At 60.6% G+C, this 26,885-nt stretch carries 27 protein-coding genes; 11 read left to right on the forward strand and 16 right to left on the reverse strand.

The features are described 5' to 3' along the window. The 6 genes from LCM4573_RS17805 to LCM4573_RS17830 all read left to right on the forward strand — a co-directional run. Positions 1-1,346 (forward strand): type IV secretory system conjugative DNA transfer family protein (locus tag LCM4573_RS17805; RefSeq protein WP_157895522.1); only part of this gene is annotated, 1,346 nt, incomplete at its 5' end. Continuing rightward, entirely contained in the window at positions 1,343-1,909 is a 567-nt protein-coding gene (traF, locus tag LCM4573_RS17810; RefSeq protein WP_083347512.1) for a conjugative transfer signal peptidase TraF, read from the forward strand. The genes LCM4573_RS17805 and traF, both read left to right, overlap by 4 nt. Further along, the gene (locus tag LCM4573_RS17815; protein WP_071007733.1) at positions 1,906-2,829 is read left to right on the forward strand and encodes a lytic transglycosylase domain-containing protein; all 924 of its coding nucleotides are present in this window, start codon (positions 1,906-1,908) and stop codon (positions 2,827-2,829) included. The genes traF and LCM4573_RS17815 overlap by 4 nt, the downstream gene beginning before the upstream one ends. Positions 2,830-2,831: 2 nt before the next feature. After that, positions 2,832-7,133, forward strand: a complete 4,302-nt coding sequence (locus LCM4573_RS28350; protein ID WP_083347513.1) for a zincin-like metallopeptidase domain-containing protein — start codon at positions 2,832-2,834, stop codon at positions 7,131-7,133. Positions 7,134-7,207: 74 nt separating this feature from the next. Next, positions 7,208-9,256, forward strand: coding sequence for a type I DNA topoisomerase (topA, locus tag LCM4573_RS17825; RefSeq protein WP_071007734.1), 2,049 nt, complete (start codon positions 7,208-7,210; stop codon positions 9,254-9,256). 30 nt (positions 9,257-9,286) lie between these two features. Next, positions 9,287-9,655, forward strand: coding sequence for a single-stranded DNA-binding protein (locus LCM4573_RS17830; RefSeq protein ID WP_071007735.1), 369 nt, complete (start codon positions 9,287-9,289; stop codon positions 9,653-9,655). Positions 9,656-9,715: 60 nt separating this feature from the next. On the opposite strand, the gene LCM4573_RS17835 is transcribed toward LCM4573_RS17830, so the two are convergent. The 5 genes from LCM4573_RS17835 to LCM4573_RS17855 form a co-directional block, all read right to left on the reverse strand. Then, the gene (locus LCM4573_RS17835) at positions 9,716-10,606 is read right to left on the reverse strand and encodes a DMT family transporter (protein WP_071007771.1); all 891 of its coding nucleotides are present in this window, start codon (positions 10,604-10,606) and stop codon (positions 9,716-9,718) included. Positions 10,607-10,687: 81 nt separating this feature from the next. Continuing rightward, positions 10,688-12,085, reverse strand: a complete 1,398-nt coding sequence (locus tag LCM4573_RS17840) for an MFS transporter (protein WP_071007736.1) — start codon at positions 12,083-12,085, stop codon at positions 10,688-10,690. Positions 12,086-12,131: 46 nt separating this feature from the next. Beyond that, a complete protein-coding gene (locus LCM4573_RS17845) occupies positions 12,132-13,355 on the reverse strand; it encodes an amidohydrolase family protein (protein ID WP_407071752.1) in 1,224 nt (407 codons plus the stop codon). 33 nt (positions 13,356-13,388) lie between these two features. Then, positions 13,389-13,931: a TetR/AcrR family transcriptional regulator gene (locus tag LCM4573_RS17850; RefSeq protein ID WP_083347515.1), complete on the reverse strand. Its 543-nt coding sequence runs from the start codon at positions 13,929-13,931 to the stop codon at positions 13,389-13,391. 202 nt (positions 13,932-14,133) lie between these two features. Next, entirely contained in the window at positions 14,134-14,856 is a 723-nt protein-coding gene (locus LCM4573_RS17855) for an iron-containing redox enzyme family protein (RefSeq protein ID WP_071007739.1), read from the reverse strand. A gap of 422 nt (positions 14,857-15,278) precedes the next feature. On the opposite strand from LCM4573_RS17855, the gene LCM4573_RS17860 reads away from it, so the two are divergent. Together LCM4573_RS17860 and LCM4573_RS17865 are read left to right on the forward strand one after the other, a co-directional pair. Continuing rightward, on the forward strand, positions 15,279-15,863 hold the full coding sequence (locus LCM4573_RS17860; protein WP_071007740.1) for a hypothetical protein: 585 nt from the start codon (positions 15,279-15,281) through the stop codon (positions 15,861-15,863). 167 nt (positions 15,864-16,030) lie between these two features. Continuing rightward, positions 16,031-16,291: a hypothetical protein gene (locus tag LCM4573_RS17865; RefSeq protein ID WP_071007741.1), complete on the forward strand. Its 261-nt coding sequence runs from the start codon at positions 16,031-16,033 to the stop codon at positions 16,289-16,291. Positions 16,292-16,369: 78 nt separating this feature from the next. Here the strand turns inward: LCM4573_RS17865 and LCM4573_RS17870 are convergent, their stop codons facing one another. The 5 genes from LCM4573_RS17870 to LCM4573_RS17890 form a co-directional block, all read right to left on the reverse strand. Continuing rightward, complete coding sequence (locus tag LCM4573_RS17870) at positions 16,370-16,795, reverse strand: hypothetical protein (RefSeq protein WP_071007742.1); 426 nt, start codon at positions 16,793-16,795, stop codon at positions 16,370-16,372. Between the two features lie 198 nt (positions 16,796-16,993). After that, positions 16,994-18,229 carry a S1 family peptidase gene (locus tag LCM4573_RS17875; protein WP_131818980.1) on the reverse strand — a complete coding sequence of 412 codons (1,236 nt, stop codon included), beginning with the start codon at positions 18,227-18,229 and terminating at the stop codon, positions 16,994-16,996. A gap of 157 nt (positions 18,230-18,386) precedes the next feature. Then, a complete protein-coding gene (locus LCM4573_RS17880) occupies positions 18,387-18,569 on the reverse strand; it encodes a hypothetical protein (protein WP_071007744.1) in 183 nt (60 codons plus the stop codon). Further along, positions 18,566-19,405 carry a SprT-like domain-containing protein gene (locus LCM4573_RS28410; RefSeq protein WP_071007745.1) on the reverse strand — a complete coding sequence of 280 codons (840 nt, stop codon included), beginning with the start codon at positions 19,403-19,405 and terminating at the stop codon, positions 18,566-18,568. Before LCM4573_RS28410 ends, LCM4573_RS17880 begins: the two co-directional genes overlap by 4 nt. After that, positions 19,402-20,250, reverse strand: a complete 849-nt coding sequence (locus LCM4573_RS17890) for a hypothetical protein (protein WP_071007746.1) — start codon at positions 20,248-20,250, stop codon at positions 19,402-19,404. The genes LCM4573_RS28410 and LCM4573_RS17890 overlap by 4 nt, the downstream gene beginning before the upstream one ends. Before the next feature lie 594 nt (positions 20,251-20,844). Here LCM4573_RS17890 and LCM4573_RS17900 point away from each other — a divergent pair. The 3 genes from LCM4573_RS17900 (at position 20,845) to LCM4573_RS17910 (ending at position 22,287) form a co-directional block, all read left to right on the forward strand. After that, positions 20,845-21,480: a recombinase family protein gene (locus LCM4573_RS17900; RefSeq protein WP_071007748.1), complete on the forward strand. Its 636-nt coding sequence runs from the start codon at positions 20,845-20,847 to the stop codon at positions 21,478-21,480. A 181-nt stretch (positions 21,481-21,661) separates the two neighbouring features. Then, positions 21,662-21,940, forward strand: coding sequence for a hypothetical protein (locus LCM4573_RS17905; protein ID WP_071007749.1), 279 nt, complete (start codon positions 21,662-21,664; stop codon positions 21,938-21,940). Positions 21,941-21,984: 44 nt separating this feature from the next. After that, on the forward strand, positions 21,985-22,287 hold the full coding sequence (locus tag LCM4573_RS17910; RefSeq protein WP_071007750.1) for a hypothetical protein: 303 nt from the start codon (positions 21,985-21,987) through the stop codon (positions 22,285-22,287). A 71-nt stretch (positions 22,288-22,358) separates the two neighbouring features. On the opposite strand, the gene LCM4573_RS17915 is transcribed toward LCM4573_RS17910, so the two are convergent. The 6 genes from LCM4573_RS17915 to LCM4573_RS17945 all read right to left on the reverse strand — a co-directional run bounded on the left by LCM4573_RS17915 (position 22,359) and on the right by LCM4573_RS17945 (position 26,877). Beyond that, the gene (locus LCM4573_RS17915) at positions 22,359-22,712 is read right to left on the reverse strand and encodes a hypothetical protein (RefSeq protein WP_071007751.1); all 354 of its coding nucleotides are present in this window, start codon (positions 22,710-22,712) and stop codon (positions 22,359-22,361) included. Continuing rightward, entirely contained in the window at positions 22,709-23,182 is a 474-nt protein-coding gene (locus LCM4573_RS17920; RefSeq protein ID WP_116285589.1) for a KfrB domain-containing protein, read from the reverse strand. Before LCM4573_RS17920 ends, LCM4573_RS17915 begins: the two co-directional genes overlap by 4 nt. A 265-nt stretch (positions 23,183-23,447) precedes the next feature. After that, entirely contained in the window at positions 23,448-24,788 is a 1,341-nt protein-coding gene (locus LCM4573_RS17930) for a TrbI/VirB10 family protein (protein WP_071007753.1), read from the reverse strand. Then, positions 24,785-25,231, reverse strand: coding sequence for a hypothetical protein (locus tag LCM4573_RS17935; protein WP_071007754.1), 447 nt, complete (start codon positions 25,229-25,231; stop codon positions 24,785-24,787). Before LCM4573_RS17935 ends, LCM4573_RS17930 begins: the two co-directional genes overlap by 4 nt. Position 25,232: 1 nt before the next feature. Beyond that, positions 25,233-26,147 carry a P-type conjugative transfer protein TrbG gene (gene trbG, locus LCM4573_RS17940; protein WP_071007755.1) on the reverse strand — a complete coding sequence of 305 codons (915 nt, stop codon included), beginning with the start codon at positions 26,145-26,147 and terminating at the stop codon, positions 25,233-25,235. Positions 26,148-26,178: 31 nt separating this feature from the next. Then, positions 26,179-26,877, reverse strand: a complete 699-nt coding sequence (locus LCM4573_RS17945; protein ID WP_071007773.1) for a VirB8/TrbF family protein — start codon at positions 26,875-26,877, stop codon at positions 26,179-26,181. Positions 26,878-26,885 lie beyond the last annotated feature (8 nt).

The following is a 26,885-nucleotide window of genomic DNA, read 5'->3' on the forward strand; positions in this document are numbered from 1 at the left end:
TCGGCTGCTCATGGAACCCCCTTGCCGAAATCCGCTTCCGGACCCGTTATCAGGTCAGCGACACCCAAAACATCGCTCTGATGGTGATCGACAGCGACGGCAAGGGTATCGACGGCGACCACTTCCGCACGGCGGCTTATGAGCTGCTTGTCGGCCTGATCCTGCACGCGCTCTACAAGTCCGAACAGGTCGGCCGCTTGCCGTGCCTTCAAGACTGCGCGCACATGCTGACCGGCGTCGGAGACTTCGCCGCTCCGGACACCGAAAACGATCTTGTCGAGAACGACGAGGGCGACCCGCGAGCCCTTGCCGGGCTGTTCGATGAAATGCGCGACGTGRCTTTGCCCAACATGGCCAACCCGGACGCAGCCGAGCGCGAAGCGCGGCTAGTCATCAGCGGGGCAGGGCGCCGCATGGGGAACACTCCTGCCCGTGAGCTGGGCAGCATCATTTCCACGGCAAATAACGCGCTTGCGCTCTACCGTGACCCCATCGTTGGCGAAAATACGTCCCGGTGCGATTTCACCGTGTCCGACCTCATGGACCACGACCGACCCGTTTCGCTCTACTTCATCACCACCCCGCGCAATGCCGACCGCATGCGGCCGCTTGCGCGTCTCCTTCTGACGCAGATCGTCTTGACGCTGGCCGACCGCATGGAGTTCGACGACGGCCGTTCCAAAACTGCTCACAAGCACCGGCTGCTGTTGATGCTCGACGAGTTCCCGACCTTGGGCAAGCTGGAAGTCTTCGAAAGTGCGCTGGCCTACATCGCGGGCTACGGCATGAAGGCTTACATCATCACGCAGGACGTGATGCAGCTCTACAAGGCGTACACCAACTTCGAGAGCATCATCAGCAACTGCCATGTCCGGGTCGCCTATGCTCCGAACAAGGTCGAAACGGCCGAGTGGATGAGCAAAATGACCGGGCAAACGACGGTTATCAAGGAACAGGTTTCCACGTCCGGTAAGCGCTTCGGAATGGTCCTTGAGCAAGTGTCTACCAGCTTCAACGAGGTACAGCGCCCGCTGATGACCCCGGACGAAATCATGCGCCTGCCGGGGCCGAAGAAAGACCCGAAGACCGGCGACGTTCTGGAGCCCGGCGAAATGCTTATCTTCGTCGCCGGCCAGCCCGTCATCCGTGGTCGCCAGATTCTCTACTTCCTCGACCCGGTGTTTTCGAAGCGGTCGAAAATCGCGCCCCCGCTGGCTACAGACGTAATTCCTGACCGCGTGCTGGAATACGGCGGCTTGAAGCCGGCACAAGAACCACAACCGCAAGAACCGCAGCCAGAGGCAGAGGCAGCGCCCGAGACTACCAGCAGGTTCGTCGTGAAATGAAGGCCCGTCACGTCGCCGTAGCAAGCTGGGCGCTTGCTGCCGGCATCGGGATCACTGCCGCTTTTGCCTATTCGGCCGGCTATCGCGTGAACCTGACTCATTCCGCCCCGTCGGGCCTATGGCGCGTCGTTCCGGTGGAGCTTGCCGCGATACAGCGCGGGGAGCTGGTCGAGGTCTGTCCGCCGCCGGCCCGCATCGTCAGCCTCATGAGCGAACGCGGCTACCTGTCATCGGGAGACTGTTCGCCGGGCGGCGTGACTACCCTGCTTAAGCCTGTCGCCGCCGTTGCAGGGGATCGAGTGACCATTCGCCGGGGCAACCCGGCCGAGGTCAACGGCGAACCTCTCCCCAATACGACGGCAGAGCAAGGCATCCCGGCTTGGCCGGACGGCACCTACCCGGTTCAACCGGGGCAGGTCTGGCTTTTCTCCACCTACAGCCCCGGCAGTTTCGACAGCCGGTATTTCGGCCCGGTCCCCTTGGTGAACGTGCGTGGTCGAGCCTCGCCCGTCCTGACCCACGGCAATCCCGGCGACATGACCCTACGGAGCAAGCAACAATGATTGGCATCGAGCTTATCGCGGCATGCGCCCCGAACGTCGCGCCCCCAACCATTCAGCAGATCGTCAAAGTCGAGAACGCCGCCGCCGATCCACTCGCAATCAACGTCAATCCGAAGCGCGTTGTCGTGCGTGGTGAGGACGGCAAGCCCGTGCTGGACGCGAACGGAAAGCCGAAGGTCCGGCTGGTCAAGTTCGTTATGCCGATGGAGGTAAAGACGGTTCAGGATGCCGTGACCGTTTCCTATGCCGCCATCGACGCAGGGCATTCCGTCGATATGGGTTACATGCAGGTCAACAGCATGAACCTGAAATGGCTTGGCTACACGGTCGAAGACATGTTCGTGCCCTGCAAGAACGTCGCCGCCGGCGCCCGTGTGCTCACCGCCTTCTACTCCCGCGCCCTGAAAGAGTACGCGCCCGGCCAACCCGCATTGCGGGCGGCCCTGTCGGCCTACAACACGGGCGATTTCGAGAAGGGTTTCTTCAATGGCTACTTGGCCCGCTACGGCATCGGGTCGGCCAGCGCTGACGCCCTTCCGCCTGTCCCTGCGATCAATCCATTCACGGCGGGAACCGCCGTGTTCTCCCGCAGTRCCCAGCAATCCCAGCCCAAGGAGGCACCAATGCAAGCGAACAATACCGACACCACCACCACCCGCGCCGCCCCGGTCGTGAGCCGTTCGCCCGACGACGGCAGCACCCCCGGCGTGCAGATCGAGCATACCCCCGACCAAGCCGAAGCTTTCGGCGCCTTCGAAGAAACCGCGATCAGCGAGGGCGACGCATGGGAGGCCAATGCGGACATAGCCGACGATAACGCAACCGCCGTCGTGGTCGGCGGCCGCAACGTCCGCCAGTCCGTAAGCCTGACTTCGACCACCCCGACCAACGTCCCGGCCGCATCGGGAGACGGTGAATAATCATGAAAAAAGACTACGCAGAAGAAGTCGCGGCGCGGATCATCGAACAACTTTCCCAAGGGACCGCGCCATGGCAAAAGCCCTGGAAACCCGGCGAACTCCGGACCCCCTACAACCCCACGACCGGCAAGGAATATCAGGGGTTCAACTCGCTGTGGCTCAGCATGCAGGGCCGCAGCGATCCTCGCTGGCTCACCTACAATCAGGCGGCCGACGCCGGCGCGCAGGTTCGCAAGGGCAGCAAGGGCACCGTTATCGTCTACTGGAAATTCCGCGAGGAACGGAAGCAGGTGGACGCCGCCGRCAATCCCGTGCTGGATGAGAACGGCAAACAGAAGACGATCACCGTCGAGCTGGAGCGCCCGCGCTCTTTCTCTGCCGTCGTCTTCAACGCCGAACAGATCGACGGCTTGCCGCCGCTGGAAGCCAAGACCACGGCACCCGAGCCCGAACGTCATGCCCGCGCCGAAACCGTTCTTGCGAACTCCGGCGCCGTGATCAACCACATTGAGGGCGACCGCGCCTTTTACCGGCCGTCAACGGATTCGATCACGCTGCCGCTGCGCAACCAGTTCCACAGCGCTGACAGCTACTATGCGACCGCGCTGCATGAACTCGGGCACYGGACCGGCCATCCGACGCGCCTCGACCGCGATCTTGGCCACCCCTTCGGCTCGGAAGGCTACGCCCGCGAAGAACTCCRAGCCGAAATCGCGTCGCTGATGATCGGTGAAAAACTGGAAATCGGTCATGATCCGGGCCAGCACGTTGCCTATGTCGGCTCGTGGATCAAGGCTCTGCAAGAAGATCCGAAAGAGATTTTCCGGGCCGCGTCGGACGCTCAGAAGATCGCGAACATGGTCATGGGCTTCGAGCTGGAGCAAATGAAAATGCAGACCGTCGAGCGTCAGCAGCAGCCGGAGCAGCAGCCCGCGCCGGTGCCTGTCGCATGGCGTTACGAGGCGTGCCGGGTGTTCGATGAAGAAATGGCGGTAGCCACCGGGAACCCGGACTATGACAGGGCGCGGCGCCTTGCACGGGAGCTTAACCATTACGAGGAAATGAGCTTTGAACCTTCCCCCGAGGAACAAGCATTGCTCGCGGAGCGCAAGCCCGATTTGGACGAGGCGGCGCAGTGGATACATGAAAACGTCCTGCTAAACCCGGTCGTAAAAGAACGGGTCTACGAAACGGTACGGGACTTGGGGAGAGATACAGGCGATCCCGCGATAGACAAAGAGCGGCATGACTATCTCGCGGAAATGGAAGCGAAGCAGAAAGTCTCCCCGGCCGAGCGCGATGACGCCCCGGCTCAATCCGTCCCCTCTCAGGAGAAGGAGCAAGTGAACAAGCCCGAATTCAGTTTCGACAGCTTCGTTATCGGCGTTACCGACAAGCTCGACGGCCCGCGCCGCATCCTCAGCAAGCACCAGTATCTTGACGAGGCGGTGGACGCCCTCAAGGAGGTAAACCCCACGCTCGCACCTCAGCTTTACCTCAAGCCGAGCGGGGACCGTACCTTTGACCGCCGTATCACCCAACGTCCGGACTTCAACGAACCTGCTACCCGCTTCGACCCGGCGCACTCCCCGCTCGTTTACGGCGACTGGATCGGAGAAACCCATCAGTTCGTGAGCATCGTCCCCGGCATGACCGAAATGTTGGCAGCCGAACCGGGTTCTTCACGTGAAACGCTCGAAACGACCGTGATGCGCGGCATCGAGGCATACGCCAACACCTACTACAAGGRCATGGAACCTCCCGCCACGGCGCCGGTTCTCTCTGACGAACTGCCGGAGCTGGTTGTTACCGCCCGAGACGGCACGACCGGCCCGCGCAGCGTCATCGCCACCCCCGCAAGCCTCACCGAAGCGCTTGCCGTGATGGAACGGCGCTCCGCCAACGACGCGCCTGACCTGCGCTTGCGGCCGAGGGGTGATACCACCTATGAAACCCGGCTGAACGAACCGGTTGATGCCAGCACCGAGGCGGGCCGCGCCGCTGTACTGCGTGACCCGGCCAAGTACACGCTCATTTCGGGCGAGTGGCTTCGCGACGGCGCCGACCATGAATATCGGTCGCACATCCCAAGCATTCAGGCTTTCTTGCGCGGCTCAGCCGAGCAACGCCAGCAACTGGAGTATGAAGCGGGGCCTGATGTGTACGAAGTACAGAGCGCCTTTGCCCAGCAGCAGCCCGCCCCGGATTTCGTGGATCAGTCCGCRCAGCCTCTCGTGCGCCATGAAGCCCCCACCACTCAGCACGAAGAAGACTGGCTTTTGTCGCAGCTTGAGCGCGGAACTATGGATAGGGTTCTGCAAAAGGCCACTCCGGTCCAAATCGAGCGGATGCAAGCGGTTCTTGACCAGATGTTGCCCCTCAATACGCAAAATGAGTTCTGGAGCCGCCATTCCCTTCCGGATGACGTCGATACGCTCGACGCAAAGATAGTCGCCGCATTGGAGTCCGTGGAGAACGCCGCCGGCCGTCAACAGGCTCCGGAGGCTGACGAAAAGCCGGACGTGCCGATTGGCCGCACCTACCTCGCCGTCCCGTTCAAGGAAAAGGACGAGGCGAAGAAGCTTGGCGCGAAGTGGGATAAGGACGCCAAGGCATGGTATGCCCCGGAAGGAGTTGATGTTGCTAAATCGGGCCTTGCCCGCTGGAACGACAACGGCCCGAATGTCGTCAAGGTCGAGCCCAACAAGGAAAGACCAGAGCGTGAATTCGCGAACGCTATCCGCGCTGCCGGTCTGGAACTGGACGGCGACGCCATCATGGACGGCGAGATTCACCGGTGCAAGATCGCGGGCGACAAGGGTTCCGAAAGAGGCGGAGCCTATGCGGGGCATCTGAAAGGCGTCACCCCCGGCGGCTATATCAAGAACCACCGCACGAAAGAGGTGATCCACTGGCGGCCAGAGGGCGCTGTCGAAGCGCTGACCTCTGAGCAGAAGGCCGCCGCAGCCGCCGAGGCTGCGCAGGATCGCGCGAACCGCGAAGCAGCGACAGCGCAGCAGTACGCGGCGACCAAGGCCGCCGCGTATGCCCTGTGGAACGAGGCGCCCGAAGCGACCGAGAAGAACGCCTACTGCAAGATCAAAGGCATCACCAACCCCGGCGCCTTGGGCTTGCGCGAAGTTCCGGCCACAGTCAGCCCTGAAACCGCAGCCTTGGGGATCAAGATCGCCAAGACCGCGCCCGAGGCCAAGGCGATGCGCGAAGCCGATCCGAAAGCCCGCGTGTTCAAGGCCGGCGACCTGCTCATTGCCTTGCGCGATACCGACGGTGAAATCTGGTCCCTGCAAAGCGTTAACCCCTACTTCAAGAGCTTCATGAAGGAAGGGCGCAAGCACGGACTGTTTACCGTCGCCGGCCTGCCGGAAGGTGTTCAGCAGAAGGACGCTATGCGCGCCCTTGCTGCCGACTCTTCCCCTTTGGTGTTCGCCGAAGGCTTCGCAACCAGTGTCGCGATCAGCCGGGCCATCGGACAGYCGGTGGTCGTCACCTTCGACAGCGGCAACTTGTCTTCTGTGATCCGGGAAGTCGGGGCGAAGCTTCCCGAGAAACAGAAGCTGATCGGCGCGGACAACGACCATGAAGCCCCGTTGAAAATCCAGAGCAACGGCAAGCCCGGCCTCAACGTCGGCATGGAGAGCGCCAAGGCCGCCGCGAAGGAGCATGGCGCCGGCGTCTTCGCGCCTGAGTTCAAGGAGGCCGACAAAGGCTTGAGCGATTGGGACGACTACGAGCGCGCCCATGGTTCCGACGCCATGCGCCGGCATCTGGCCGAACAGTTGGCCGTCGCCAAGGTCGAGGCAGGCATTACCGCCGAGCGGATCACCACGCTTGCGCGTGAGCGCGACGCCGAGGCCCGCAACGATCCGACCACTAGTGCGGACGACGCAATGGTGGCCAGCGAGCGGGCAAAAGCCGCCGAGCTGATGGCCAACAGCACGGCGCAGGCCAGTGAAATCAAGAGCAAGGTCGCTGATGGCCTTGTGAGCGATCCGAAGGCCGCCCGCTCGCAGTCCGCCACCTTGGCCGGCGTTGAGCGTTCGGCGGCCAAGATGAAAGAGACGGAGAAGCAGGAGCGGGAAACTGTCCTGCATCACGCCGACGACGCGGCGACGGAGGTTTCTTGGAAGAAGCTGCCGAAAGAGGTTCGCCAAGCCAAGGAACAAGCCGTGCGGGAAGGCCGCGACGTGACCTTGCCGAACGATGCGCCGGCCAAGCTGCGCCAACTGGCCGGGCTCGAAACGCCGAAGCCGCGCCGTAGCGCGGGCCTCGACGCGGGCCTGTAGTCCCTTCCAACCACAACCATGACGACAAGGGCGGGCCGGTTTGCCGGCCCGCTTCGCCTAAGGAGGCGAAATACATGACCACCCTCATTATCGTTGAGTCCCCCGGCAAGATAAGCAGCATCAGGTCTTACGTTGGGGCCGGTTACGTTGTGRAAGCCAGTATCGGTCACGTCCGCGACCTGCCGCCCAAGGACATAGGCATCGACCGGTCAACGTATCAAATGACCTATTTCGCCACCGAACGCGGTCGGCGCGTTCTGGCCGAATTGAAACAGGCCGTGGCTGCCGCGGATAACGTCATTCTCGCGACCGACGACGACCGCGAAGGGGAGGCTATTTCTTGSCATCTGGCCGATGCCTTGAAGCTCAAAGACCCTGCGCGAGCCAAGTTCACCTCCATTACGAAAGAAAAGGTCGTGGAGGGAGTACGCAACCCCGGCAGAATCGACCRCTCCTTGGTTCGCGCTCAGGAAGCCCGCCGGGCGCTCGACCGCATCGTAGGATGGGAGGTTAGCCCGGTCCTGTCCGACCGGGCCGGTCAGAACCTGTCCGCCGGCCGCGTCCAGTCCGTCGCGGTTCGCCTCGTCGTGGACCTCGAACGCGAGATTTCCGCCTTCCAATCCACGCAGCACTATGGTGCCGAGCTGTCCTTCAATATCAACGACGAGACGAGCTGGAAAGCTCAGTGGGATACCAAGCCTCACATCAAGGACGGCGAAACCTACATGCTCGACCAGACCTTGGCCGAGCGCGTGGCCGCTGTCCGCGACGTGTCGGTGAAAGGCTTCGAGGACACCAAAAAGGCGAGGGCGCCGGGCTCTCCATTCACCACCTCCACCATGCAACAGGCCGCCGGCCATCGGCTGAAAATGGGCGTGAAGAAGGCCATGGACGCGGCCCAGCGGCTGTATGAGCTGGGGGCGATCACCTATCACCGCACCGACTCCCCGAATATCGATCCCGCCGGCGTTGCGAACATCATCGAATACGCCGCCGGCGCCGGGCTCCCGCTCGCGCCCAAGCCGCGTACTTGGCAGGCGAAAGAAGGCGCCCARCAAGGCCACGAAGCCATCAGACCGACCAATGCCGCCGTGCTGGAAGCTGGCGAGGACGAAGCACAGCGGGCACTCTACAGACTGATATGGCAACGTGCCGTTGCTTCCCAGCTTGCCGACGCCCTCTATGCGGTTCGCACGGCTACGCTAGCCGGCACGGTCCCCGCGACCGGCGATGCCGACAGCTTGCCCGTGACCTTCATCGCCAAGGGAAAGACGCTGATCAGCGACGGATGGCTTTCCGTCTATGGCGACAACGAGGACGAGGCAGAGGCCAAAGGCAAGGATAAGGGCGACGCCACCGAATCGAACAACCCGATTCCGACGCTCGCTCAGGGTGACGCGCTGACGGCCAGCGCTGGCCGCGTCCTGTCCAAGCAGACCAAGCCGCCGGCGCGCTACAAGGAGCCGACCCTTGTTGCCGAGCTGGAGCGCAAAGGCATCGGGCGTCCCTCGACCTATGCCGCGATTGTCGAGAACATCAAGGGTCGAGGCTATGTCTCGATTGATAAAAGCGGCTTCATGCGCCCCGAGAAGCTGGGCGAAACCGTTCGAGACGCCCTTGTCGGCCGGTTTTCCTTCATGGAATACGACTACACCCGGTCGGTCGAAGAGGACTTCGACAAGATCGCGAGCGGCAAGGYCGACTTCGCTGCTGTCGTGTCGACATGCTGGGAGTCCATTGAAACCGAGCTTGCAGCGCTGAAATCGCTCAACATTGCCCCGGCGCATCCGTGCCCCGAATGTGGCAAGGCCATGCGCCGGCGCCCCGGCAAGCACGGCTTTTTCTGGAGTTGCAGCGGTTATCCCGCCTGCACTGTCACCGCCCCCGACRCCAAGGGCAAGCCCGGCGAGCGGAAGGCCCCGCCGGCGCCGACCGGCATTGACTGCCCGAAGTGCGGCAAGGAACTCGCCCGCCGCCAAGGCATGACGAAGGCGAAGAAGGTCGGCGGCGTCCTCGTCAAACCGAAGCCCTACGACTTCTATTCCTGCACCGGCTATCCGAAGTGCGACGCCACCTACAAGACCGGCGCCGATGGAAAGCCGATCCTGACCCAAGCGGGCTAACCCGCGTCACAGCAAAAGGAGAAACACCCGATGAATATCTTCATCTTCGATGGCCGCCTTGCAGCCGCTCCCGAACTGAAAACCCACGGCGAGACGAACGTGCTGCGCTTCCGCCTGATCCGCAACGAGTACGCCGGCAAGGACAAAGAAACGGGCAAGCGGATCGAAAAACAAGTGAGCATCCCCTTCACCRCCTTCGGGGCGAGGGCGGAACTGATCGCCAAGAACTGCATGATTGGCGACCAGCTCATAGTCCACGCCACCATCAGCAACAACAACTTCACCGACAGCAATCAGGTCGAGCGCTACGACTACAATTTCGAGGTGGAGCAGGTCGATTTCGGCGCGCCCGGCGCTGAGAAGCGCAAGAAGCTGGCCGAGGGTATGATTTCCTCGTAACTCAACGACGTGCAGTAGAACCAAAGGCCGGGCTCTCCCCGGCCTTTCTTTTGGTGCCCACTACGCCGGTTCCGGCCGGCGCAGCAGGATGAACATCGAGACGACGAGCAGTCCGGCCCCCAACAATGCCGGCGCCGACAGACGCTCCCCGAATACCGCCATCGCAAGAACGGTCGCCGTCAGGGGTTCTATCAGGGCCAGAACGCTTGCCGGCGTTGCCGCCGTGTCCCGCATTCCCCGGAAATACAGGACATAGGCGAGCGCCGTCGGGATCAGTCCGATGTAGAGCAGGGAGCCCCACACCGATGGCGGCCATGCGCTCATCGCTACGCCAGAGGCCAGCGCGAACGGCGCGAGCGCAACCGCTCCAGCGCCGAAGCCTACGACGATGATCTTGCCCGGATCATGATGGGCTAATGACCGGCTGCACAGCACAAAGACGGAGTAGGCGAGGGCGGCACCCRCCGCCCACAGGATGCCGGCCGCGTTCGCGGCATCAGACGGGACACCGACAAGCAAGCCAGCGCCGACAAGGCCGATGGCCAAGGCAATCGCAATCCGTCGGGTCATCGCCTCGCCCAAGACGAAGACCGCAGCGATCCCGACCAAGATCGGGGCCGCGCAGATGGTTACGAGGCTCGCCAGAGCCACACCTATCTCCGCAACGGCCTTGAAGTAGAAAACTTGATATAGGGCCATTGCCGCGCCCAATCCGGCCACGCGCAGATAGTCCTTGCCCGGAAAGCGGAACGTCTTCGCCCCAAGTCTCCACCAGCACCATGCACCAAGGAGGGGGACGGCAAGCGCAAGGCGGAAAAAACCGACCACAAGCGGGGGAACGTCCTCGATCCCATACAGCACCTTGGAGGCGATCCCTACCGTTCCCCATAGCATGGCCGCGATGCACACGAGCATCGGGCCGAAGGCGCTTCCAGCAGTGTTTTTCTTCATTCCCCGACCCCCGGCGAACGCCACAGTGACAAAATGACGGCCCTGCCGGAGCAAGGCCGCCGCCTGAAAAACGAGCAGCAACTATTCCGGTTTGGCTGGCGGTCGCTTTGCTCGCGGCACGGTGGCCGCGATTTCTTCCAACGACCTGTTCGTGGTAGGCACGCCCAAGAACAGTACCGCAGCAGCGCCGACGAGAAGCGTGACAGTCGTTGCGCTGAACACCCCGGCAAAACCAAGAATAGGATATAGCCACCCTACAAGGATCGGGGCGATGATCGCGCCGATCCTGCCGATTGAAGACGCCGCGCCCGTTCCCGTGGCCCGCAGATTGGTCGGGTAGACTTCCGGCGTGTAGGCATACACCCCGGCATAGGTTCCATTCATGAAGAACGAAAGCAGGATGCCCGCAACCATTATCTGATTGTCGTTTTCGGACATAGCGAGCCCGAACGCCGCAATCGCGGCCAGCACCGTGTAAGCGACAATTGTCGCCTGCCGGCCGATTTTTTCATTCATGTAGGCCGCCGAAAAGAAGCCCGGTATTTGTGCCAAGTACATTGCCAGCGAGTAGCCGAAACTCTTAGTTATGGTCATGCCGTTCTCTACGAGAAGGCTCGGAATCCAAGTAAAAAACGAGTAGTAGCAGAACGTTAGCGTCGTCCACAAAAGCCAGCACATCAGCGTCGTCTTCGCCAATCCGGGCGACCACAGCGCTTTCAGCTTGCCGGCAGCCGATTCTTTCGCGGCAGTGCCTGCCGGCTCATTGGCAAACGTCGTCGCTATCGGGCTTGGAAATCCGCTTTTGCTCTCCATCTTCGAGACGACTTCGTTCGCTTCGGCGTGGCGGCCGACGCTGATAAGCCACCGAGGCGACTCGGGCAGTGAGCGCCGCCACCACAAGAGCATCAGGATCGGCAAGCCGGTCCCGGCCAAGACGTAGCGCCATGCGCTGTCAAAGGCTGGAACCGCGAAATAGCCGAGAAGGGCGGCACCAACGAAACCGAATGAAAAGAATCCGGTTAGGGCTCCGACGAACTTTCCCCTGTAGCGCTTAGCAACGAACTCGCTCAGGAACGGAGCAATAATTGCCGCTTCCGCACCGCAACCAGCACCGGCAAATACCCGCCAAGCAAGAAACAATGTCCAATCGGTGGAGAGCRCACTTCCGACCGAGGCGACGCAATAGAAAATGAGCGCGTACATCATCACCGCTCGGCGGCCGATCAAGTCACCGAGAAGACCCGCCCCCATTGCGCCTGCGAAATAGCCGACAAAGGTTGCACTTCCGAGAAAGCCAACCTCAATTGAAGTTAGTTCCCAAAGCGGCTTTAGAATTGGAAGGACGAAAGCAATAATTGCTACGTCGAGTCCTTCAAAAGCGAACCCAAGTCCGCCAATGAATAAGAGATTTAGGTGAAATCGTGAGAATGGCAGGCGTTCTATGCGGTCAGTTATATTATTCCACGCAACATCAGACACTTGGCTTACTCCCTCCCTAGATGGCCAGCAAGTCCGTTAGATGGCGCTATTCATTTTTCACCAGTCGCCCGGCCTTGATGATTTTGCGAATTCGGTTCTCGTTCGTGAGGATGGCAAGGTCGTCGAGCGGGTTGCCCTCGACGGCGATCAGATCGGCATGCGCGCCCGGCACCAGTGCGCCAATCTGCCCTTCCATGCCGAGGACACGGGCGGCATCCGCCGTGGCGGATCGGATGACTTCGTGTGGCCTCAACACCCGGCCGCGCAGCACGAATTCTTCTGACTGGTGCCCGTGCATTTCTCCCAGCAGATCGGAGCCGTAGCCCATGACCACGCCGGCATCCCGAAGCGTTTCAAGAGCGGCCAGCCCGGCATCGAGAACGAACCCGACCTTTTCGAGCGATTCCGCCGACATGCCGTATCGGGCGCCATCCCGCGCAACCACGGCATAAGTGATGTTGGTCGGCACAACGACCGCGCCGGCCTCGCGCACCCGCGCAGCAGTGTCGGACTTGATCAAGTTTCCATGCTCGATTGAGCGCACGCCGCAATCGAGCGCCCGCGCTATCGCTTCGTCGGTATAGAGATGAGCCGCGACGTAGGTATGCTGGTTCGCCGCTTCCTCGACGGCGGCCCGCAATTCGCCGGAGCTGAAAGCCAGCGCGTCAATCGGGTCTGTCGGGGACGACACGCCACCATTGGCCATTACCTTGATGAACGCGGCCCCTGCCTTCAACTCTTCCCGGGCCGCCCGCCGTACAGCATCTACGCCGTCGCAGATGCGCCCCAACGCGCCGAGCTGGTCAGGATAGTGATCGACCGACCGCCGATTGGCCCTGTCTCTGTAATCGGTGTGCCCGCCCGTTTGGGATAGAGCCTTGCCGCAGATCACCAGACGCGGACCCTGAATTAACCCGCTGTCGAGCGCGGTCACTAGGCCATGATCCGCTCCCCCAAGGTCGCGCACCGTYGTGAAGCCGCGCATGAGCATGCCGCGCATAATCTGTCCGGCCGCCAGTGCGACATAGGAGTTAGGCAGTTCGGCATTTCGCCCGAGATTCGCCGTCGCGGCGATGACGTGAACATGGCAGTCGATCAGACCGGGAAGAACGGTCAGGCCCGCAAGGTCAATGTCATTGTCAGATCGCCCTGGGAGAGACTTTCCGACCTCGACCACCTTCCCGTCGGAAAATCTAATATCTACTGGCTCGTGACGTTCTTCCGTAAGCCCGTCAACAATGGCCGCGTTCCGAATAAACATTGTCCTCACTCCGGATATCGCGCACAGGTGCGCCCGATTGCATCACATGCCTCGCGGAGAGACTTTTTTCTTCMAGAAGGAGATCATTTCTTCGAAGTAAGCGGCGTCATTTCTGAAAACCGTCTGCGCCATCATTCCACGGATGAAACACATGGTCGCATTGAGCATGACGCTAGCTGTTTGGGGATCGAGGCCGAGCGGCAGAGAGACGCTTTCCCACACCTCGTTCAATGAACGATGAAACTCTTTGGCTGTCGGCCCGATCTTTCTTCTAAATTCGTCGTTGTGGCGAGTTTCCGGCAGATATTCGAGCGTGACGTAATAAAGGCCGTCGCTCATTAAATCCCACAGGAAATCAATTAGATCGTCGAGCGTCGTCTCTGGTGGATTTATCCGGGCAGAGAAGGAATTGATTTTTGCTATCGCCCCTTCGAGCTGATGCTTGATCGAGGCTGCAACTATGTCTTCTTTCGACTCGAAGTGATGTGTCAGGGCTCCCCGTGACACTCCCGCTTCAACCGCAATATCTGCTGTTGTGAGGCGGTTATAGCCCTTTGAAAGCAGCAGTTTAATTGTGGATTCCATGAGAGCCCGGCGCGTCTCCGCACGTCGTTCTTCCTGTGTCCTTGGTTTCACGTCGAACACTCCACCTGAATTCCGGGCAACTTCTCAGGCGCAGACATAGCGTCAAAAAAACAAACAAACAAGCCGGTATGTTTGTTTTTTGCAAATAGAAAGGCCGGAGCAATCGCATGCCCCGGCCTTTGTTATCTCCCTCCTAGAGGGATCACTTCGCGGTCATTTCGGCTTTAGCGGCGATGCCGTTCCAAAGGCCCGCGATCAGCTCCAGATGGGCATTGTACCCTTCCAGCACTTCACTCAGRCCCTCCCCGTTCGGCATGAACTGTTCCACGCCTTTCAGGGACTCCACCTTGTGGTCTTTTTCGGCGGCGCCGATGTGAGCGTAAAAATACTCACAGTCCTCGTGGAACTCGTCTTCATCGTTCCAGAGGCTGGCGTAGTTCCGTGCCCCTTCGTACAGCTTGCGGAGCATGGTGTATGCCTGCCATTCCAGCGCGAGTTGAGCGCCGGCGGCCTTGCGCCGGTTCTGGTCGCAGTAAAGAGCGGCTTCGCCGTGGATCAGCGCCTTCGTCGAGTCGAGAGGCGCAGGCGCTTGCAGGGCCGCCAGAATGGCGCCTTCGTTACCCATGCGCCGCCCGAGGGCGAGAAAGAACGAGTCCAGAAGCACCGAATGAGCTTTGGTCGGATCGCCATAGCCCAGCTCCGAATGGAGCGTCTTTGCGAACTCCACCTTGGCGTCGATTTCCTTCGTCGTGCCGACCAAGGTCGCGAGGCAGTCGGGGAACGACCTCACCCACGCGGAGTAGTTTTCCGCGAAGACCTCCAACTGGCGAGGCGTGAGCTGACCCCCCAACCATGCGTCGTAGAACGCATTGTTGACCGCCGGGTTCTGGCGGATGGTGCTCAAGGTTTCTTGTAGCGCAGTCATAGATTATCTCCAGTCAGCGCACCGTCTAAGCACTTACCCTGATGGATAGGCGCCGCGATGCCGTAGCAAGCGTAGACCACTTCCGTCCGCACCACAGATTTTGCCGACGCAAAACCTTGACGCAGGTCAATACAATCGTCTCAAGGCGTAACAGAATGGCCGGCCCAGCCCCGCATAATCCACGGTCTRCCAGCCTATTCACCTACCTTGCACTATCGGAATTATGGTCAATACTATGGGGCTTAACGCAGTAAATATTCGTAATCTCATTTAGATTTGCTGTGACACCACAGCAAAAAGCGGAAGCCGACGAAGATCGGGTTCCTTTTCATTAACCGATGTAATTGAGGTAATTAGCAATGGGTTCTACCTATACTGTCTGCTATTGCATTTCCCCCGGCCGCCGGTGCAAATCGCGAGGCTTGGACAAGCAGCATGAACACTTCGACGAAGCCCACTGGAACGAAATCAAGGGCAACCTCGAAGCGTACATGCGCGACGATGTGTGCGTGCCCTATGCCGATCAGGCCGTCRCTGTCGATGCCGAGCTGGAACGCAATCTGTTCGCCTACGTCTCCGCGATTGCAGAGATGCGAAAGACCGATCCGACCAGCATCGACACCTTCGCGCCGGTTCTGACGGGCCTGCAACGTAGCAACGCATTCGTACTGAATTACGGTCTGCGCGTYCTGGACACCAAAAACGGCGTCCCGGCCTCCGGCGAAGCTGGCCCCAGCTTCGAAGAAGTGCCGGCCGAAAACCAGTATGTCGAAATGGCGAAGGTGCTGGCCGCTTCCGCTCAACGCGCCGCGCACGAACTGCGTGAAAGTATCCGGCTCAACGATCCGCTCTACACCTTGCACCATCAGGCGCTGCTCTACGACCTCGCGCAGGAAATGACGCGCTTGGCCATCGAGTCCACCGTCGTGGTAACGGAAAAGCTACTGCAAGAAGAGCACCCGCACCGTCAGCTTCTGGAAGAGAAGTGGGAGCGCGACGGCATATAACAATGCAACATCGTGAGTAAGTGATGTAATTAAGGGCGATCAGAGTTTAACTTTGGTCGCCCTTTTTCTTATTAAGTTAGTTGCAGACCTTAAGACACTTGCCGCCCGAAAAATGCCTCATACCGCCGCCACGTTATTACCGTTAAACCTGACCAAAGGAAATGACTATGAAGATTGCTGTTAGCGGCTTGCTGATCGCGAGCTTGGCAGTTCCCGCCTTCGCACAAAGCCCTTCGAAAGCGTTTGACGAAGCGGCTTGGTCGGCAGAGTTCAAGGCGGCCGACAAGGACGGTGACGGGARGCTCAGCAAGGACGAGGCCCTAGCCGCCAATCCGAATCTTGGCGACCAATTCAAAGTCATCGATGCGAACGGCGACGGATTTATTTCACCGGACGAAGACAAGGCGATGCTTAACAAGGGTGGCTAATCCCGTCTGTCCAGTTAGCAAACCGCACAGAGAAGCCGGGAGTAGCCCGGCTTTTCGATTCAGCACCAAAAGGAAGGGTTATCCGGCCTTATGCTGGAGCACCGCCGGTTCTTCCGGCTCGATCCGGACGGGCACCCCTAGCAGCTTCTCCAGCTTGGCCCGCTGATCGTCTCCGGCCGCGCTGCCCGGCTTGACTGCAATCACAACTTCGCCGGTCCTTTCATCGACGTGGCGCCCGTGAGCCGTCGGCAGCACATCGCTTATGGCCGCCTCGTTCTGCTCCAGAGCATCAGAAAGGGCCTTGTAGGAGTGTTCGGCTCCGACGCGGAAAATCACATTCACCTGGTGCTTTCCGAGCTGGTGAGCTTCCGGCTTCACCGGCTGATCGCCAGTCAGCCTCACCACCAGCACATCGGGCGCATGCTCGAAAATTCCGGCCAGCCGATCCGAATAGGTTGCCCGCAGCCGCTCGACGAGCGGCCCGGTATCCGCCGCGCTCTCCATGACAGCCCCCGTGTAACCGTCCGGCAGGTTCGCCGGACGCGGCGCATCAGTTGCAAACGCAGGGCCAGCCACAAGGCCCACTAACGCGAAAACACAAAACGACTTCATTCCCAATAACCCTTCAAAAAAAACGGCCAAGCCCACCAAGCAGAGGACTTGACCGTTCTCGCCCGACAGTGGGGCAACTCTAGGGCGGGATCAGTAGAGCAGATTCAGCCCGAGGTCAGAGTAAGCATAGTCGGTGCTGGTGTACCAGCACGCGCCTACGCCGCTTGCAGCGCCGGCGAAGTGAATGYCGGCCGCAAGGGTGCCGACGGTGAACCATGGACCACCGCTGTCTCCACCCACACAGCGGACGTTCGACCCGCCAACGCGCACGAACGTCGCATTGCAGGGAGCCGTATAAGACGGGCCGCAGATCGAGCCGGGGCTTGAATAAACGGTGTGGATGGTTCCGCAGGAGTAGCCGGAGTTTTTGCCGTAATGGCAGAAGCTGGAGCCGACCGTTGTTGCGGCCTGACTACGGCGGCCCGTGACCTGCCGCCATGCGTCAGCGTAGAACCACGGGCCGAAGGTGACCCCCGTCGAACCGGTGTACCAGAGCAGATCGGCATTCGCGTTCTTCACCCAGCCCTGTTGACCGAGGGTCGCTGTTGCGCCGTCGATACCGGTGTAGGTGTCGATGCCGGTCGAGGTCTGACAATGCCCGGCCGTCAAAACGCCGTGCAGCCCGGAAGCGGCGTGATTGACGGTGAACCCGGTCGTGCAACCGTCGGCCAAAGTGCCGCTACCGAATACGGCATTGACTACCGCTGGCTCGGCCGCCTCGATCCGAACGGGGACGCCCAAGGATTGTTGAGCTTGGGCCTTGTAGTCGCCGGCCTGAGCTTTCTTGTTGTCCGGCTTGACCTCGATCACCAGTTCACCCGTGCGCTCATCGACATAACCGCCGTGCGAGCCCGGCAGGCGTCCCGCCAACTCCCCTTGCGTCGCCACTTTCAGAGCGCCGATCAGGGACTTGAGCGTATGAGCRGCGCCGGTCTGGAACTCGACCGCCAAGGTATCGTCACCGAACTGGTGAGATTGYGGTGCAACCGGATCAGTCCCGGTCAGGCGCACCACCAGTCGATGCGCGGGATCGTGCTCGATGTAGATGCCGGCGAGGCGATCCTTGTAGCGTTCCCGCAGGTTCTCGACGATGCCGGCTGACTGAGCTTCCACGTTGATGATGCTGCGCGCCCGCTCAGGCGATACGTTCAGGGCCTTGGCGAGAGCATCGACGTCGGCCGCGACGGCCTGCTCCGTGGTCAGCATCTGGTCCGGCTGGCCGGGTTTAGCGAACGTGCCTTCGTCTCCTTTCTCAGCCGCGAGAGCAGCAGACGAAAGAAAAGCCGCAACGATGGCGGCCTGCAAACACGTAGTTTTGAACGTCATTTCTTAGTCCTCGAAATGTAGTGAGACGGAAATCTCCTTTCTGTTTCGCCCCTTACCGGCGGCGCCAATGAGTATAGATCATGCCCCGAACGAGGCATGATCTAGGACAATAAATCCGTGCAACGCAGAGGGCTCGCCTTTGGTGCTATCACCAGTCTCAGTTGTCATCGAATAGCGGAGAGACTGCCGTCAGAAGCCCCGCGATGAAGGTGATCCCACCCAGCACAATGATCAGGGGCTTTTCTGGCTCATAGAAAAATTCATTTCCGATAGCCGCCATGAGAATGCCTGAGAGCATCACCAGTGCGCCGATGGGCATGGTTCTCGACAGTCTTTTCATACGTATTCCTCCCCGGCGTTGGCCGRCATCATAGGGGCGGCGTTGCAGTCTCCCTCGCCGCACAGCAGTTTGAGTTTCGGTTTGCCCCATGYGTTGGCGCCACATTCCGGGCAGGTGAATTTCACGCGGTTCGACTTGTCCGCCTCTTTCGGTTGCAGAACATCACCGAGCGTTTCGGCCAGCACCGCGAGCGCCGCCTCTCTATCGGAATCATCGTCGTCGTTATCGAAAGCGTCAGCACCAAAGGAATCGAATTCGTCGCTATCGTCGGTGTCCACCCCCGCGAAAGATTGCACVCTCGGCCCAACACTCCCTTGGCTGAGCAGCATCGCAACGGGCGACGTTGCCGGCGGGAACCGGTCGAGCCAAGAAATGAAAAAACCGCGTTCATCCAGCTCGGCGGTAGCCTGCAAGAACAAGCCTCCCTTGATGGCGTAGTCGGCCATCTTTTCGCCAGTCCGCTTGCCGCCGGGGCGGCCGGTGCTGGACGGCATGAGGCCGATGCTCTCCATTTTGTCGGCCCATTCCTTGTTGTGATATCCCCGCCGGCCGGGCTTCCCAAAATGGAACTGCCACAGATGCGCCATTTCATGGACGAGCGTCTGCATGATTTCGAGCGGCGGGATGACGCCGAAGTAAGACGGGTTCATGGCTATCTCGTCCGTCTTGCTCTTGTCCTTGCGATGCACGAACCGTTCCGGCGAAAAATAGCCGTAGGTCCGCTTTTCGCGTTGCATAGTGATCAAGCAGAACGGCAAGGCCCCGTCGAACAGTGCTTCATTGTAGTGGTCGTAGGCTTCTTGCAGCTCGGCATAGGCTTGCAGGGTCGGATTCACGGCTCAAACCCCGGCCGAGGCATCCCGAGGCATTGCGGCGTGTACTCCACCGCGTCGCGGGTTGCGGTCAGCGGCCCATTCAGTTGCGAAAACCCTACCTTGTCATCGAATGTCATCGGCCGATTGGCGCCCTTTTCCCAAATCACGCAGCCCGGCGCACTCGGCCACAGATCGACAGCTTTCACCCTCTCCGGCATTTTTGYCGGCCCGGCGCTGGCTGCCCCTTCGACTTCGAAGCATTCACGGGTCAGAACCGCGCCTTGTGTGACGATCCTCTCTTTTGCTCTTTTCGGCTTTTCGCAGCCGGCGACCCACGACTTGAACGTCAGCGAGCTAGCGTTCTTCACCGCCTTGTCGCCCTTCACCGGATGGACAATCAGGCAGGCCGCCGAGAGACGGCTTCCTCTCACCAACGGAGCGATCCGCTTTTGATCGAACACGGTGGAAGCGATCTCTGGCAGGAGGGCTTCATCTGGTAAATCAATGGTGCAGCCCGGCGCGCTTGGGTAGAAGATCACGGCCCGGCTTAGATCAACTTCCGTCAGGGCAAAAACCTGTTTCGCGAAAGCTTTTCGATCCTCTGCGGCCTGTTTGCACTGACCATAAGCGCGCCCGAATTCGCTTTCGGTAATCGGCCCCTCTTTCGAAGAGGCGCCAGAAAGCCGAGCCTCCAGCCAGCTACTCATACAAGGAGAGTCGCGATAGGCAGCTATCCTTTCGGCGCTTACGTTGGGTTCAACGTACTCACCGGAGCTGAACATGAAATCAACGAGCCAGATGAGCCCTACGAGGGCTGCGCCCATGAGCGCGTAGGTCTTGTGGTCGGAGTTTATGAGTTCGTTCACGCATCGTTCCTCTTTCTGGTTTTTGGATTGCACAATCCAATCTTAGGAGACGGGTAGAGAATCGTGCCACTACCGCCTGTCCGAAAAAGGATCGAAAAGCGGACACCGCTGTTTTGTCCGTCTAATGAGCTTTACAGAACATTAGCGGACACTTTACAATAACGGACAGAAAACGGACAGCCAGACCAGAGGGTATGAACATATGAGCAGAGTTAGAGTCGAGGAAGCCTACGCCCCCGGAGCACCCAATCCGGTTTTTGAGGTTTCGGTGGACTACGAAGTAGTCGGATCAGCGAGCAGCCTCAAARGGGCCGAGGCGTTGGCCTGCGTCGTCCGCAGAGCGATTCAGAGAAATCCTCACACTCTTGCRCGTGTGCGGATGATGCTGAAGGACTCCCTGATGGACCTCCGCTTTAAGGACATGTCTTTCAATGCGCGGGAATGGCGCTACGCCGAGCTTAACGGCTTCCTGAGAGGGCTTTTCTATTCGGAATTTCTCAGCGGGGATGAGTGGGAACGACTCTGCGATCTYGCCCATTCAGCACGCGACTATGGCTGGAGCGGGATTCTATTCACTGAGCCCAAGGGAACAGCGTGAAACACGAACACGACAACGACACTATCGATTGGGTTGATGCAGTGACTAACACAATCGGATACGCCCGCGTCTCGACGCAGGAGCAGAACCTAGAAACACAGAAAAAGGCCCTTGAGGCGGCCGGCTGTCATCGCATCTTCACCGAYGTTGCGAGCGGGGCGAAAGACGACCGGCCGGGGCTGGCCGAAGCCATGAACTACTTGCGCAAGGGAGACACCCTTGTGGTTTGGAAGATCGACCGGCTGGGYCGATCGCTCTCCCACTTGGTTCATCTGATCGACGAGCTGGGAAAGCGCGGCGTCGCCTTCAAGTCGCTAACCGACGGCGACATTGATACGACGACTCCGATGGGGCGAATGTGGTATGGAATGGCCGCCATCATGGCGGACTACGAACGATCCTTGATCCGCGAGCGGACCAAGGCCGCTCTAGCGACAGTGAAGAAACGCGGCATCAGCACCGGCCGCAAGCCGGTCATTGATTCTGCTAAGCTGGAGAAGGCCCGCAAGCTCATGGACAAGGAGAGTGGCAAGGGCCTGTCTGTTCGACAGGCCGCCGCCGTCCTGAAAGTCGGAAAGACGGCGCTTTACAAAGCACTGGCCGCTGAGGGCGGTACAGGCAAGGAGGGGTAACGTTGTTCGCGGCTGAAAACCTCTCCGCTCGTTTGGGCCTGTCGCTGGCAGTGTAGCGACTGCGCAGGATCGCAACGCCTGCGGCGTCCGCCACTGCGTTCCGGCCCGTCGGGTGCAATCCCGCTTCATCAGTCGCTTATTCACTTTGCAACAGGCCCCAACAACGAACGGAGAAGCCGCTATGAACCACGCCACCCTCTATTCCATGCTGTTCCGCACCAAAAACGTCAGCGCCGTGCTGTTGAAGTTCGCCTTCTGGCTGTTCCTCGTGCAGTTCGGCTTGACCGCTGCTTTCGCCTACATGGCGAACGCATTCGGGTCCACTGCGGGCCTTGAGCACTACGGCGCCTACGTCAAGCCCGCCGCTTGGCTGGCCRTCATCGTCGTCGCCCGCTGGGCTCTGCCGAAAGCGCTGGACGCCCTGATGAAGCACGTCGCGGCGGCGGGCCGCCGAGCCTGATCGGCTCGACACCAATAGCGAAAGTCAGAACAGGAGAAACACACATGACAACTGTCGCTGATGCGACCTCGATGATGCTGTGCTGGAATCCGGGCACTGCCGACGTGGCTTTGATTCCTTGGCCAGATACTGCAAGGCAAAGCGATCAATACAGAAGCACGTCGCTTGCTTGTTATACACATATCCGAACTGGCAATTTCGAGTATCGAAAAACTACGGTCTTTATCTTGGCGATGACTCTGATCGTTCGGGATAAGTGCCCGGCGGAAGCCGTTCATGAAGCCTTGCTTGGCTTGGCTGAATATCAAGATGGCTGTCCCGACGACATGCCGGGCATCCAGCGATAAGAGCGAATGTAAAAGGCGAAAAGAAAAGGGCCGGTTTCCCGGCCCTTTCTTTTTGCTTCCAGATCGAGCGACTACGCCGCTTCGAGTTCCAGAATATCCAGCAGTTCATCATCATCAGCAAACCAGCCATCCACGCCGAGGCCGGTTTCCTTCTCCAGCAGTCGGCACACCGCAATCGCGGCCTGTTCATTCGGCATCGAGCCGGCCAGTCCGGAACCGTCGCCGGCGCCGTCGAAGGCGGCCCCGATCACTTCGGCCACCTTGGATTGCATATTAGGATCGGTCAGCCACCCGCGCCCGCGCAGCTCTATTTCTGCATCGAGCAGATTGCAGACGCAGAAAGCCGCGTGTTCCGGGTTATTGACGTTCACCGTCGAGTAGGCCGCGACAATGGTCTGCTCGATCTTCTCGCGTAGGGTTTTCACAGGCCGACCCCCTTGCCCTTCACCGAGGGCGAGCGCAGGGCCTGCGCGGGCGCTTCGCGCTCGCTTACGACCTTGCCGCGACCGCTTTCGTAGGAGACGGCATAGACCCGCCCGACGACAGGCTGTTGCCCCTTGTCTTCGAGTTCCTTGAACACGGCGCGGTCGTGCATGACGATGCCCTTGCCGTGAAATTGATAGACCGTCTTGGAATCGATGTGCAGAAGCTGGCCTTCAAAGGCTTGCTGTCGCGGATCGGTCCCCGCTTTCACCGCGTCGGCCAGTTGATGAACGCCGCGTGGTAGCCCGTTCTCTGGCAAGACTTTGATTGTCGTCCATTCGCCGCCGATCACCTGATCTATCTGCCTGCTGCCATTCAGGACGGAAATCTTGCGCGAGCCTTCCGGCTTCATCACCGTGGTCGGCTTGATCGGGTTCAGGCTGTTCGGGGTCTGTTTTGYGTTGTAGTTCATGAGTTTACTCCCCTTCCAGTTTTCCGTCTTTTTCCCTTGCGAACGTTAACTCGACGGCACAGGTGGCTTCACTCGGCACAGGGGCCATCGCGGCGCCCCTGCCACTTTTCCACCGCTGCGCGRCCTCTTCCATCGAACACCCGAACCGATGGCTGATGGCAGTCAGGGTCGCTTCCGTTCTTGGGTCCATTGCTCTTTGCATAAAAATCACCTCAATCGTGGATAGAGAGCGAGGCGCACACCGCGCCCCCTCCCCTTTTTGGTGCTATTGGCCTGTGGCCAGCGGATGCCCTTCCCAATTGGGGAGGATGATGTCCTTCGTGACCATGACGTTGAACCGGTAGCCGGGGCGGATTTTCAGCGTCGGCTGAATATCCATGTTGCGGCGAGTGGTTTCCATGCCGAGCTGGCCCAACTGCCGRCCAAGCTCAGCCGCCATGATTTGCTGGCTGTCGTACCCGTCCCCGTTGTTGTTTCGCGGCTGGGAAAGCTGAATCCCGGCCGAGAACAGGGAGAGCATCAGGGCATTGCCGTAGATGCGCAGGTAATGGTTATCGACCTGATCGTTGAAGCCGGCGTACCCCCCGAGGTCTGCACCCGGCATCATGTTCAACGACACCGACGAGCTGTCCGGGTAGATGATCCGCGTCCACGCCACCAGAGCGCGGCTTTGACCCATGGTCACGCCGTTGTCATAGGTGCCGATCAGCTTCGCGCCGGCAGGAATCAGCAGGTTCGCGCCGGTTGCGGAGTCGTAAACATCCTCCCTGACTTGCGCGATAATCTGCCCCGGCAGATCGGAGTTGATGCCGCTGATCAGCACGCCCGGAACCACGGTCCCGGCCTTCACTTCCTGTTGTGGCGCAATCGCAGCCGTCCGGGTGCTGGCCAGATAGGTATCAGCTTCCGGCGTCCCCGAAAGAAACGCCCGTTTCTCGGCTTGCCTGTTCGGGTCGGCCATGCCGGCCATCCCCATGCCGCCGAAACCACCCATGCCGCCCATTCCGCCGGCGCCATTCTGCGCGGCGACCATTCTCGCGACCAGATCAGCCCCGGACAGCCGACCGCCGTTCGCCCCGCCCTGCCCGGCTTCGGCCGCGTCAGCCTTGCCGTTCGCGTTGCGTTGCGCGAACGACTGCACGCCCATATCTGCGTCAAGGGCTTCTTCCATCTTGGAAAGACGCCGTTCCTCGATCCGCTCGATGAGCCGCAGCCGACGTTCCAGCCGCTCATTGGGCTGCGCTTGCGCCGGCGCCGCAGCCGTCCCGGCCGCTGTCGTTTCGGCCGGCCCGCCAGCCGCTGGCGTCACAACCTCGACAGGAGGCGTCGGAGGGGCGGCATAGTCCGTATCCGGACGAACCGGCGGAGTGGCCGTCGTCGTCACCACCGGCTTTTCCCCTTTCCCGGCGGCCATGTTAGCCGCCTGCCGCTGATACAGGGTGTAAGTGACGCCGATGACAGCCATCGCGATAAGTCCGCCCACCACGAACAGCGGAATACGGTTCAGCCGCCGGACGCCTTTCCCCTTCTTCGGCGGCGGCAGGAAATCGGGGGATTCCTGCGCGTCCGCTACCAGTTCGGGATCTACCTTGTTGTTGTCGGTCATTGCTTGGGCTCCCGCACAGTGAACGGCGACGCGGACGCAAGCGCGCCGCTAGCCGTGCGTGGATAGAAGCGCGACGCTTCGACGCCCTCATATTGCAGGCGCAGCACCACACCGTTCTCGAGCGGCGATGCGAGGTAACGCAGGGCAACGCCCTGCACCTGCTGATCGCCATTCTTGGCCTCGACGACGCCGAAACCCGCGTCGCGGAGTTTCGTCATCATCGCCGGCGTGAGCCGGTCGCCGCCGGCGGGCGGGTCGAGGACCAATGTCGTCTTTGCGGCCGGCAGAGCGCCAGACAGATGCGAGGCCGAGTCGGCGGCCAGCAACTGCGCATCGAGCGGCGTCAGCTCCGGGGAGACATAGGAGACGGTCGAGCGCATCGTAGTGCAGGCGCTCAACAGAACGGCCATCATGACCGCTGCGACCACGGGAATGCGTTTCATATCAACGGCTCCGCTCGATAGTGACTTTGATTTGCTTGCGGCCGACGCCAGAAATCAGCGCGGCGCGGTTCAGCACGCGGTCCACCACATAGCGATCACCGACCACGCGGTAATTCACTATCTGTTCGCTCGGGCGCGAGAACAGGCCGCCGTCTTCACCGAGGGCGACCAAGGCCGGCGCTTCGCCGCCGAAGCTGGCCGAGGGGAACTGGATGTAGGTCTTGCGGCCGTCGGTGTAGACGCGCTGCGGTTTCCAGCTCGGGCTATCACCCCGCAGGCGGAAATTGAAGTCGAGCGCAGCCAGGTTCTCGCCTGTCGGCAGAGTGGTCGCGTTCGCCCGCTTGGCGTTCGCGGCCCGGTAGGCGGCCCAATCCCGCGCAACATCGTCCGGGTAGTCGAACGACAGCGACGGCATCCATTCCTTTTGAGTGCTGGCCAACTTGACCGTGTACGTCCGCCGATCCGTCGAGATAAACAGCGACGTGACGAGGCCGGCGTCCGTCGGCTTGACGATCACGTAGGTGGTTGCGTCCGCCCCGGTACCGGAGGTCGCCGGGCTGATCTTCCAGCGGGCGAGGTCGCCGGCGTGAACGTCGTTGACCACTTCGCCCGGTTGCAGCTTGATCGTGCAGACCTGCAACGGAGTGCAGACCAACGTCGGCAGGGTGGCACCATAGAGGTATTTCACGCTGCCGTCGCCAGAGCGGCGCGGGCGATCCGGGTGCTTCTTCCACTCGTTCGACAGCCGGACGCCTTCGGCTTCCTTGCCGTCCAGATAGACGCGATCCGGCGAAACCATGCGAACCGGCGGCAGATCGGCARCCGCGCCGCCAGCAGCGAGGGCCGGAACGTCTTGGGCGAAGGTTGGAACCGCGACCGCAGCCGCGAACAAGGCACCAATGAATTGGCTTTTCATAGTTTCAGTCACCTATAGGGGATTGGGCGGCTTAGAGCCGGGTAGTCCACGAGAATTGCCGGACGTAGATTCCGAACGGGTTCACCATCATCGTTGCGTCGTCTTCCGACGGCGCCACGAGTACCGTAAAGGTGCCCTGCATCTGCTTGGTGCCGACGACCGCTCCGGAGCGCTGCTTGACCGTTTCGCTCCATTCGACTTGCCAGCTTTCGTCGCTGATCGGTTGCACCGCGTGCACCTGCACTTCGACCGTCTCATTGACGGCGCGCTGATAGGGGTTGTTGTCCCGGTGATACATCGCCAGCTCCTTGTAGGCAGGGCTATCCGGGAGCGTGTGGTTATAGGTGGCATTGACGCGATCCTGYGTCGCACGGTTATCGACGTACACCGTGCGGGCGCCGATCACCCAACTGCGCAACGCGGCCTTGATTTCTCGCGTACCGACAGGCGCTGCCCGCTCCAGTCGCGCCACGTTCACGACCTCGCCGTGTTCGTTCCGCTCGACCGCATACGGGATCGTTCGCGGTTGGTTGGCGTAGTAGACCATGCCGCCGGCCGCAACGAACGCAACCGCCAAAGACATGAAAGTGGCAATCTTCCAGTCATTGGACGCCTTGACGTGATCGCCGTAGCGCTCGTTCCATTCGCGACGAGCCGCGAGATAGGGGCTTTCCTCGACCGGAGGTGCAGGGGGTGCGGCTACAGCCTGCGCCGCTTTCTTTCTCTCCATCAGCTTCA

Source organism: Rhizobium sp. LCM 4573 (assembly GCF_001854865.1).
Taxonomy (GTDB): Bacteria; Pseudomonadota; Alphaproteobacteria; order Rhizobiales; family Rhizobiaceae; genus Neorhizobium.

What these genes read in the sequence shown, in the direction of transcription:
- traF (WP_083347512.1), top strand. Translation starts at nt 1,343, where the DNA reads ATGAAGGCCCGTCACGTCGCCGTAGCAAGCTGGGCGCTTGCTGCCGGC.
- LCM4573_RS17870 (WP_071007742.1), bottom strand. Translation starts at nt 16,795, where the DNA reads ATGGAGAGCGCGGCGGATACCGGGCCGCTCGTCGAGCGGCTGCGGGCA.
- LCM4573_RS17880 (WP_071007744.1), bottom strand. Translation starts at nt 18,569, where the DNA reads ATGAAAAGACTGTCGAGAACCATGCCCATCGGCGCACTGGTGATGCTC.
- LCM4573_RS17910 (WP_071007750.1), top strand. Translation starts at nt 21,985, where the DNA reads ATGACAACTGTCGCTGATGCGACCTCGATGATGCTGTGCTGGAATCCG.
- LCM4573_RS17935 (WP_071007754.1), bottom strand. Translation starts at nt 25,231, where the DNA reads ATGAAACGCATTCCCGTGGTCGCAGCGGTCATGATGGCCGTTCTGTTG.